Here is a 10414-nt window from a genome sequence, read left to right as displayed (position 1 = left end):
ACATCTCCCGCGTAGTGTTGGCACTGCCCCTAGCGGCGGCGAAGAGCTGCTTCGAATGAGGCTCCACTAACCGATAAACTGTAATTTCACAGCCCATTTTGATATGGGGAGGGGGGCGCTTTTTAACAATTTTGTAATAGTATGTACGAATCACGAAGAAATATGATATAATAAATTGTCATATTTAGAACTTGGATGTGTAAGTAATCCTCGGAAGGGTGATCGTAGTGTTAAAGTCATACGCAATCGAAGATTTGCGTGCCGGCATGGTGGTCGGGCGTGATGTAATGGATGAAAGTGCAAATATCCTTGTCGGTTCGGGGACCGTAATGACAAAGGAATTGATTTATAATTTGCTGGACCGCCCCATCTTTAAGGTTTATATTGAGGAAGAAGAGGCTGTTATCGATATTCCGGGGAATGAGTTCCTGCTCGATGATGACTATATTGCCTGCTATAACGAAGTGTACCACAAACTGGAGCATATGTTTTTGGCGCTTTCGGAGCGGGGCGAATTCGATGCTGCGGAGCTGCAAGCCATCATGGATGAGAAGAATTTCCGTGAGCTCTGCGATGGGGCAAAAGCGGTTTCGCAGATCCATAACATGACGCGCGAAGGCAGTGTTCTGGTCAATCATTGCCTGCACGTTGGCATCCTGGCAGGGTTGATGGGAAAATGGCTCAATTGGTCGGTATTGGATCAGTATAACCTGGTTATCGCCGGACTCTTCCTGGATCTGGGCAAGATGCGCATTTCCAAGGATATTTTAGATAAGAAAGGTCGGCTGACCCCAGAAGAATTTGATATGGTGAAAAAGCATACGCAGTTTGGTCACGATATGATTGGTATGACGACGCTCAGCGCTAACCGGGATATCATGGAAGGGGTATTGCAGCACCACGAGCGCTGTGATGGTTCCGGCTATCCGCATAATCTCACCAAGGATCAGATTTCCCGCTTTGGCCGGGTGCTGGCTATCCTCGACATCTATGATGCCATGGCTGGTGACCGTGTCTTTGCCAAACGCCGCTCGCCGTTTGATGTATTCGTAATTCTCTACGATGATATCGTCAATGGCAAACTCGATACCGAATACGGCGTGCTGTTCATCAAGAACCTCTGCCATGCTTTGAATGGCAACTGGGTGCAGCTCAGCAATGGCGAACGCGGCCGTATCGTCTATATTGATGAAAGCCGTGTTACGAGTCTGCCGGTTGTCCAGACTACCCGTGGGGAGTTTATTGATCTCAATAGCACCCGCAGCGTTAAGATTGATTCCATCCTTACGGCCAGGGAAATTTCGGTGTAAGGCAAATCCTAACGAGACTTTGGGCTATGGTCAGGGGAGCGAATCGCACAAGGGAAGCTCTGGGAATCCTGCGCAGGGACCAGGAGAGGTATTGACGAGTATGCTTCCTAAGACGTATAATAAAAAAGGCCGCCGTGGGCAAAAGTGCTCGGCGGTTTATTTTTTTGCAAATTAGCTATAATTTGTAGGGAGGAATGATTATGAACAGTATTTTGGAAAGGCTCCAAAGCATTGGTAAGGCATTGATGCTGCCGGTTGCTGTGCTTCCTGCAGCAGCCCTATTGTTGCGTCTCGGTGCACCGGACGTATTCAATATTCCGTTTATCACCAAGGCTGGCGGTGCGGTTTTTGACAATTTGGCACTTATCTTTGCAATTGGTATTGCTGTCGGCTTGGCACGTGAAAATAACGGTGCTGCAGGCCTGGCAGGTGGTATTGGTTATCTGGTACTGACCTCGGGACTCAAGGCAATTGATGAGACCCTCAACATGAGTGTGCTGGCTGGTATTGTCAGCGGTATCGAGGCTGGTGTCCTCTACAACCGCTTTTATAATATCAAGATGCCAGAGTTTTTGGGGTTCTTCTCCGGGCGGCGTTTTGTGCCGATTGTGACGGCTGTCGTATCGATTGTGCTGGCGGGAATCTTTGGCGTAATCTGGGGACCGTGCCAGACCTTTATTCATGGCATTGGTGAGTGGATTATCGGCGCCGGAGTCGTAGGAACGTTTGTCTATGGTGTATTGAACCGCCTGCTTATCCCGTTTGGTCTTCACCATATCCTCAACAGCTTCATCTGGTTCGTATTTGGTGAGTATACGACGCCGGCTGGTGTCGTTGCTACGGGTGACCTCAATCGTTTCTTTGCCGGTGACCCTCATGCCGGTATGTTTATGGCAGGCTTCTTTGTCATGATGATGTTTGGTATGCCAGCTGTAGCATTGGCGATGTACCGTGCTGCCAAACCGGAGAATCGTCCAGTGATTGCTGGTGCTTTGGCATCGGTGGCCTTTACCTCGTTCCTTACGGGTATTACGGAGCCGATTGAGTTCATGTTTATGTTCTTGGCACCGGCCCTTTATGTTGTCCATGCCATTCTCACAGGCTTGGCACTGTCGGTAACTTACAGCATGGGGGTCCTTCATGGGTTTGGATTCTCGGGTGGTGCTATCGACTATGTGCTCAACTGGGGACTGGCAACCAATCCGGCACTTATCCTCGGCATTGGTGCTGTATTCTTTGTGTTGTATTATGTAATTTTCAGCTGGAGCATCCGTCATTTTGATATTCCGACGATTGGCCGTTATGATGATGAATCTGCTGAGGCTGACGAAGTTGAGGCTGCTGAGGAAGGCGCCTATGTTCAGGCAATGATTACGAATCTGGGGGGAAAAGAGAATCTGCTCGAGATTTCTTCGTGCATCACGCGTCTGCGCCTCAAAGTGGAAGACAGCAGTCTGGTCGATGAAGCAGCGCTCAAGAAGCTGGGGGCTAAAGGTGTTGTCTGCAAGGGGCAGGCGGTCCAGGTCGTTCTCGGAACACAGGCGGAACATATCGCGGATGCGATGAAGAATGCTTGCCGCTAAAACGAAAGGATTTACGTTATGTTTGGATTGTTTGGATTTGGAAAAAAAGAGAAGGATATTGCAGCGCCAGTGGCTGGTACTATCCTTGATATCACGGAAGTCAACGATGCGGTTTTCTCCCAGAAAATGATGGGCGATGGCTTTGCTGTTGAGCCGGCAGCGGGAGCAGATACCATAACGGCTCCGTGTGATGGTACCATAAAGCTCTTAGCGGATACGCTGCATGCCGTAGCGCTTGAATCGGATGGCCTTGAGGTGCTCATCCATGTCGGTATTGATACGGTTGAACTCGGCGGACGCGGCTTTGAGGCACTTACCCAGCAGGGGGCAAAAGTCTGTCGCGGCGATGCGCTGATTCGCTTTGATGCGGATTCTATCAAGAAGGAAGGCAAACCGCTTACGACGATTATTGCGCTCACCAATGGAGCGGAAAAGGCCAAAAAGATTGAAAAACATTTGGAGCAGGCAGAGCGAGTCCTTACGGTTCAGCTCTAAGCTTCGTACTGGCAAAGAGGTGGGCAGATGAAGAGGACTTGGACGGTGCTGGCGATGTTTTTGGCCATAGCGCTGTTGGTTCAGAGTATCCGGCTCGTCATCCCGATGATTCCAGGCCCGGTCAATATGTTTTTGATTGGGAGTTTGCTAAACACGGTTATGGTGCTAAGTATTTGGCATACGGACAGCCGTTGGGCGGCTGTGATTGGCGGGGTACTGCCCTTGGGGGCTTTCGTCCAGGGGCAGCTGCCAATCGTTTGGATGATTCCGGTCGTGGCTGGTGGAAATATAGTGTTCACGCTATGGGCAGGATTCTTCCGCCATAGTAGACTGTTGTATCTGGCACCCGTGGTCAAGGCTGTGCTTTTATATAGCGGTACGATGATCGTTGGGCAGTTGCTAGAACTTCCCGAGGCAATGATGGCGATAATGCTGTTTATGATGAGCTGGCCTCAGCTCGTGACGGGCATGGTGGGGATTTTCCTGGCCAGGAAAATAAGTACTAAGATTTCGTTTGCCCGATGATTATCTTCGCATACAAAAAAGCTGACCCTTGACAGGTCAAATTTGACTTGTCAAGGGTCAGCTTTTTGTATGCGAGCCCGTTAGGCGTTGCTTTCCGTTTGGACACGGGTAAGTTTTTTCTCCAGCCAGTCTTTGCCGTCGGTATAGCGCGAAACGATATAAGTAGCGACATAGTCGCCAGCGGCGTTGACCATGGTAGCCGGCGGATCAATGAGATTGCCAATAGCCAGTGCCAGCGTGTAGGCAATCGTCATCTGCTCGGCACTGTTGTTGAAGAAGAAGGAGCAGAGTACGAGCTCGCCAACACCGCCGCCACCGGGGATGCCCGACATGGCCACGGAAGAGAATACAGCAATGATGATGGCAAGGATGGCGTCGCCGCTATTGAAGTCCATGCCCGAGATGCCGAAGAGGAAGGCGACTTTCACAATGGCGCCCATAGCGGAACCATCCATGTGCATGGTGGCTCCCAGTGGCATGACGATGTCGGTGACTTCCTTGGAGACTCCGCTGGCTTTAGCGGCTTCCATGTTGGTAGGAATGGTGGCGACAGAAGAGCAGGTGCCAAACGATACAGCTGCCGGTTTGAAGAGATTGCGCCACATGACAGGAACGGCATGGCGGCCACCGCCATACCAGGCATAGAGTGGGAAGAAGACGAACATGTAGAGGAAGCACATGGCATAGTAAACGAGCAGCGTCTTGGCATAACCGCCCATGAGGTCGGTGCCGTAGGTGGCCGCGAGATTGGCAAAGAAACCAAAGAAACCAATCGGTGCATAGTAAGAGATGATGGTAACGGTCTTCATGATGCAGCGTGAAAGGTCATCGAGCAATTTGGCGGTCATGGTCTTTTTGCCCCCCGATAACTGGACGCCAAAGCCGAAGATGACGGCAAAGATAATCAGCGGCAGCATCGCACGGCGTGAGAGCAGCTCGGCAAAGTCTGGTTTCGTGAAGAAGTTGACGAGCAGTTCGCCCGCGGTAATTTTGGTGAGTTCCTCGGTGGAGGTTACCATCTCATTGACCGAAAAGCCTGCGGGGACGATGTTTATGCAGGAAACTACTGCATACATGACAATGGCGGCAATCAGCGCTGTAACCGAGAAGGCAGCCACGGTGATGCCCATGACTTTGCCGGCCCGGCCTGCCGAGTCCATGTTAGCGATAGCCGAGGCAATGGAAACAAAGACCATGGGCACGACGATGCAGAACATCAAGTTGATGAAGAGATCCCCAAGTGGTTTTAATCCCTTGGCTTCTGGAAAGTATAGGCCGAGCAGGGTACCCGATACGATACCGAGCAACATAAAGAGGACAAAGCCGTAATTCTTGAGATAGGACAAGAACGAGTTTGCCGTTGTAGCGGAAGTTTTTTCCATAATATAATCACATCCTATGTATATAAAAATATAAATGAATCAATCTGTCTTTATTATAGCCTGCTAAATTTGCATAGAAAAGCGGTAAAAGAAGCAAATACTATGCAAAAGATGCGGAATTACAGGAGCTTTTGCTGGTCGACAAAAGGGAGAAAATGGCGTTATAATTAGAGTACACACATTCGATAAAAGCTAGAGGAGGTCTTGTTATGGCGATGGTGCCGAAACTGAATACAACGCAATTCGATACGAATATTCCTTTCAAGGTGGTGGCACCGTTTGAGCCAATGGGAGACCAGCCGCAGGCTATCGATGACTTGGCGGCGGGGATAATAAATGGCCAGGAAGCGCAGGTATTACTCGGAGCGACTGGCACAGGCAAGACCTATACCATTGCCAAGGTTATTGAGAAGGTGCAAAAGCCGACCTTGGTCATTGCGCATAATAAAACGCTCGCGGCACAGCTGGCTAGTGAGTTCAAAACATTTTTCCCAGATAATTACGTCGGCTATTTTGTCAGCTACTACGACTATTATCAGCCTGAGGCCTATATTGCTTCGACGGATACCTATATTGAGAAGGATTCCTCCATCAATGATGAAATTGATGAACTTCGTCACTCGGCAACCTGTTCGTTATTTGAACGGCGCGATGTCATCATCGTGGCCTCGGTTTCGTGTATTTATGGTTTGGGTTCGCCGGAGAGCTATCATGAAATGGTGCTCTCCCTGCACAAAGGGCAGGAAATGGAACGCGAGGCCATACTGCGCAAGCTCGTACAGATTCGCTATGAGCGCAACGACATCGCCTTTGAGCGCGGTCGATTCCGCGTGCGCGGGGATGTAATCGAGGTGTTCCCTGCTGGCTATAATAACCGGGCCGTACGCATTGAACTCTTTGGCGATGAGATTGACCGCATGGTGGAGTTTGATGTAGTGACGGGCGAGGTTTATGGCGAGCGCACACATCTGATGGTCTTTCCTGCTTCCCACTATGTTACGGAAGATGAAGATTTAAAAATTGCGATGGCGGATATTAAGGCCGAGATGGAAGAGCAGGTCGGTTTGTTTCAGCAGCAGGGAAAATTACTGGAAGCGCAGCGGCTGGAGCAGCGCACCAAATATGATCTCGAGATGATGCAGGAGATGGGCTATTGTTCCGGGATTGAAAATTATTCCCGTCATTTGACGCACCGCAAGGCTGGTGATGCACCGTATACGCTGCTGGATTACTTCCCAGAAGATTTTCTGATCGTCATGGACGAGTCGCATGTCACGCTGCCGCAGGTTCATGCGATGTATGCGGGGGACCGCAGTCGTAAGGTATCACTCGTCGAAAATGGTTTCCGCCTGCCGTCGGCATTCGATAACCGGCCGCTGACTTTTGAGGAGTTTGCGGCGCGCATTAACCAAATCATTTATGTTTCGGCAACGCCGGGAAAATATGAACTGGGTAAGGCACAGCAGGTAGCGCAGCAGATTATTCGCCCGACAGGTCTTTTGGATCCAGAAATCGAGGTGCGGCCGCTCGAGGGGCAGATTGATGATTTGCTGGCAGAAATCAAGCTGCGCATCGAAAAGGATGAGCGCGTACTCGTGACGACGCTGACCAAAAAGATGGCGGAGAATCTCACAGATTATCTAAAGGAGACCGGCATCAAGGTGCGCTATCTGCATTCCGATATTGCAACGATTGAGCGGGCGGAGATCATTCATGACCTGCGCGCCGGGGAATTTGACGTGCTCGTTGGCATCAACCTTTTGCGCGAGGGCCTTGATATGCCGGAGGTATCGCTTATCGCCATCCTCGATGCCGACAAGGAAGGTTTCCTGCGCTCGGATACGTCGCTGATACAGATCATTGGCCGCGCTGCCCGCAATGCCAATGGTCATGTCATCATGTATGCGGACCGCATAACCGATTCGATGAAGCGGGCTATCGATGAGACGGAGCGCCGCCGTGAGATTCAAGCGGGGTACAATAAAGAGCATGGCATTGTGCCCAAAACCATCCGGAAGCCCATCAAGCCGCTGATTGAAACAACGCTGGTGGCCGAGACGGCTGCTTCTTATGGGAGTGAGGATAGCAAAAAGCGCCGGAAACTCACGAAGAAGGATAAGGAAAAACTCGTCAAGACCTTGATGCGCGAGATGCAGCAGGCATCGCGTGCGATGGAATTTGAGCGGGCGGCGGAATTGCGCGATATGATACTGGAACTTGATGGAACGCTTCTAAAAGCAAAGCAGTAAAAGGAAAGGAACGAAAATGGAACAATTTATCCGGATAAAGGGCGCACGTGCGCATAACCTCAAAAACATCAATGTGGATATTCCGCGGGACAAGTTGGTGGTCGTTACAGGACTTTCCGGATCCGGTAAGTCCTCTTTGGCTTTTGATACGGTTTATGCCGAAGGTCAGCGCCGCTATGTGGAGTCCTTGTCTTCGTATGCCCGGCAGTTCCTGGGGCAGATGGATAAGCCGGATGTCGATAACATTGACGGTCTGTCGCCGGCCATATCGATTGACCAGAAGACGACCAGCCATAACCCACGCTCTACGGTAGGTACCGTTACGGAAATCTACGATTATCTGCGTCTGCTCTTTGCGCGGGCTGGCCGCCCACACTGCCCGAAATGCGGCAAGCCCATTACGCAGCAGACCGTGGATCAGATGGTCGATCAGATCAAGGAGCTGCCTGAGCGCACGAAACTTTTAATCATGGCACAGGTGGTCCGTGGCAAAAAAGGCGAACATCGCAAAATCCTCGATCATATCCGTCATGAGGGGTATGTCCGGGTGCGGATTGATGGGGAAATCTATGACATCAGTGATGAGATTAAGCTGGAAAAGAATAAAAAGCATACGATTGAGGTGGTCATCGATCGCTTGGTCGTTCGGGAAGGTATGGATCAGCGATTGGCCGATTCGCTTGAGACGGCGCTGAAACTCGGAGATGGTGTCGTCTATGTGCAGATCGTCGATGGTGAGCTGTTGATGTTCAGTGAGAATTTTGCCTGCGTGGATTGTGGCATCAGCCTGCCGGAGATTACGCCACGCATGTTCTCGTTCAACAGCCCTTATGGTGCCTGTCCGGTTTGCATGGGCCTTGGTAGTCATATGGAGTTCGATGAAGAACTGGTGGTGCCAGATCCAACCTTATCCATTGGGAAAGGCGCGTTTGCCCCCCTGTCGAAGAATCCGCATTCCTATGGGATGTGTGTCATTACGGCCGTTTTGCAGAAATACGGGTATACGGTAGATACGCCTTGGGATGAGATCGACAAGAAAATTCGCAAGATCCTGCTGCATGGAGCTGGCAGTGAAAAATTCCAATTTCAGTATACGAATATGTTTGGGGAACGTAAGGATTACCATGTGGAATTCGAAGGCGTTCTGCCGATGCTTTCGCGCCGGTATCACGAGACGGATTCGGATGAGATGCGTGAATCCTATGAAAATTATATGACGGAGATTCCGTGTTCCGCCTGCCATGGTGCAAGGCTGAAGCCAGAGACGTTGTCGGTATTAGTGGGCGGTAGGAATATCCATGAAGTAACGGCGATGAACATTCGCGAGGCGGATGAATTCTTTGCCAAGCTCGAACTTACACCGCGTGAGGCTAAAATTGCCCGGCAGATTTTAAAGGAAATCCATGCCCGCTTGAAGTTCCTGCTCGATGTGGGACTCGAGTATCTGACTCTTTCACGGGCTGCGGGAACGCTATCGGGAGGGGAAGCGCAGCGCATCCGACTGGCGACGCAGATTGGCTCGGGGCTGCAGGGAGTGCTCTATGTGCTCGATGAGCCGAGTATTGGTCTGCATCAGCGCGATAACAACCGCTTGTTGGAGACACTGAAACATCTGCGTGATCTCGGCAATACCTTGTTGGTCGTGGAGCATGATGAGGACACCATGTATGCGGCAGATCATATCATCGATATCGGGCCGGGCGCTGGTGAGCATGGCGGCCGGGTCGTAGCCCAGGGGACCGCGCAGGAAATCATGCAGGTGCCGGAATCGGTGACGGGGCAGTATCTGTCACGTCGGAAGTTCATACCGGTGCCAGCCAAACGACGCCCCGGCAATGGCAAATTCCTCGAAATCGTCGGGGCAGCAGAAAACAACCTCAAGAATATCAATGTCCGCTTTCCCCTGGGAACGCTGACACTGGTTACCGGCGTATCAGGCTCGGGCAAGAGTACGCTCGTCAATGAGATTCTCTATAAGGGGATAGCTTCGCGGCTTTATCATGCGAAGGGAAAACCTGGCCGTCATAAGAAAATCAAGGGACTGGAGCATATCGACAAAATCATCGATATCGATCAGCAGCCAATCGGCCGCACCCCGCGATCCAATCCGGCAACGTATACGGGCGTATTTGATGCCATCCGTGAGCTCTTCAGCCAGACGGCTGAATCGAAGATGCGCGGTTATAAGGCTGGCCGTTTCAGTTTCAATGTCAAGGGCGGACGGTGTGAAGCCTGCAAAGGCGATGGCATTTTGAAAATCGAAATGCACTTCCTGCCGGATGTCTATGTGCCTTGTGAGGTATGTAAAGGAGCACGCTATAATCGGGAAACGCTTGAGGTACGCTACAAAGGCAAGACTATTGCCGATGTGCTCGATATGACAATCGAAGAGGCATTGGCCTTCTTTGCCAATGTGCCGCGTATTGCGCGCAAGCTGCAAGTCATTCAGGATGTGGGGCTGGGGTATATCCGGCTCGGGCAGCCGGCGACGACGCTTTCGGGCGGCGAGGCGCAGCGCGTTAAGCTGGCGACGGAACTTTCGCGCCGCAGTACAGGGAAGACACTCTACATTCTCGATGAACCGACGACTGGACTTCATACCGCCGATATTCACAAACTGCTGGGAATTTTGCAGCGGCTTGTGGATGGTGGCGATACGGTAGTGGTCATCGAGCACAACCTGGATGTCATCAAGACGGCGGATCACATCATCGACCTTGGACCAGAGGGGGGCGATAAGGGTGGTACGATTGTTGCTGTTGGCCGCCCTGAGGATATCGTAAAGGTGCCGGAATCGTATACGGGGAAATTCCTGAAACCGCTGCTCGAGGAAAAGAATAATTAAGTCTTGAGGAAAAATTGCAATAGCA

Annotated in this window: 7 protein-coding genes; 6 read left to right on the top strand and 1 reads right to left on the bottom strand. The window is 51.1% G+C overall.

Features of this window, described 5'->3' with window-relative positions; genetic code table 11:
- The first annotated feature begins 227 nt into the window (after positions 1-227).
- The 4 genes from T504_RS0109670 to T504_RS0109655 all read left to right on the top strand — a co-directional run bounded on the left by T504_RS0109670 (position 228) and on the right by T504_RS0109655 (position 3913).
- Positions 228-1310 (top strand): HD-GYP domain-containing protein, encoded by a 1083-nt coding sequence (locus T504_RS0109670; RefSeq protein WP_033170877.1) that lies wholly within the window; start codon positions 228-230, stop codon positions 1308-1310.
- 200 nt (positions 1311-1510) lie between these two features.
- Positions 1511-2893 (top strand): N-acetylglucosamine-specific PTS transporter subunit IIBC, encoded by a 1383-nt coding sequence (gene nagE / locus T504_RS0109665; RefSeq protein ID WP_033170876.1) that lies wholly within the window; start codon positions 1511-1513, stop codon positions 2891-2893.
- Positions 2894-2911: 18 nt separating this feature from the next.
- The gene (locus tag T504_RS0109660) at positions 2912-3388 is read left to right on the top strand and encodes a PTS sugar transporter subunit IIA (protein WP_033170875.1); all 477 of its coding nucleotides are present in this window, start codon (positions 2912-2914) and stop codon (positions 3386-3388) included.
- A gap of 27 nt (positions 3389-3415) precedes the next feature.
- Positions 3416-3913 carry a hypothetical protein gene (locus tag T504_RS0109655; protein ID WP_033170874.1) on the top strand — a complete coding sequence of 166 codons (498 nt, stop codon included), beginning with the start codon at positions 3416-3418 and terminating at the stop codon, positions 3911-3913.
- A gap of 80 nt (positions 3914-3993) precedes the next feature.
- On the opposite strand, the gene T504_RS0109650 is transcribed toward T504_RS0109655, so the two are convergent.
- The gene (locus tag T504_RS0109650; RefSeq protein WP_051635315.1) at positions 3994-5295 is read right to left on the bottom strand and encodes a dicarboxylate/amino acid:cation symporter; all 1302 of its coding nucleotides are present in this window, start codon (positions 5293-5295) and stop codon (positions 3994-3996) included.
- Between the two features lie 209 nt (positions 5296-5504).
- Between T504_RS0109650 and uvrB the strand changes: the two genes are divergently transcribed.
- Entirely contained in the window at positions 5505-7544 is a 2040-nt protein-coding gene (gene uvrB, locus T504_RS0109645; protein WP_033170873.1) for an excinuclease ABC subunit UvrB, read from the top strand.
- A 16-nt stretch (positions 7545-7560) separates the two neighbouring features.
- Complete coding sequence (uvrA, locus tag T504_RS0109640; RefSeq protein ID WP_033170872.1) at positions 7561-10389, top strand: excinuclease ABC subunit UvrA; 2829 nt, start codon at positions 7561-7563, stop codon at positions 10387-10389.
- Positions 10390-10414: the final 25 nt, after the last annotated feature.

The organism is Selenomonas sp. ND2010, assembly GCF_000702005.1.
Taxonomy (GTDB): Bacteria; Bacillota; Negativicutes; order Selenomonadales; family Selenomonadaceae; genus Selenomonas_A.
This window is presented reverse-complemented; position numbering and strand designations above follow the sequence as displayed.

What these genes read in the sequence shown, in the direction of transcription:
- nagE (WP_033170876.1), top strand. Translation starts at nt 1,511, where the DNA reads ATGAACAGTATTTTGGAAAGGCTCCAAAGCATTGGTAAGGCATTGATG.
- T504_RS0109660 (WP_033170875.1), top strand. Translation starts at nt 2,912, where the DNA reads ATGTTTGGATTGTTTGGATTTGGAAAAAAAGAGAAGGATATTGCAGCG.
- T504_RS0109655 (WP_033170874.1), top strand. Translation starts at nt 3,416, where the DNA reads ATGAAGAGGACTTGGACGGTGCTGGCGATGTTTTTGGCCATAGCGCTG.
- T504_RS0109650 (WP_051635315.1), bottom strand. Translation starts at nt 5,295, where the DNA reads ATGGAAAAAACTTCCGCTACAACGGCAAACTCGTTCTTGTCCTATCTC.
- uvrB (WP_033170873.1), top strand. Translation starts at nt 5,505, where the DNA reads ATGGCGATGGTGCCGAAACTGAATACAACGCAATTCGATACGAATATT.
- uvrA (WP_033170872.1), top strand. Translation starts at nt 7,561, where the DNA reads ATGGAACAATTTATCCGGATAAAGGGCGCACGTGCGCATAACCTCAAA.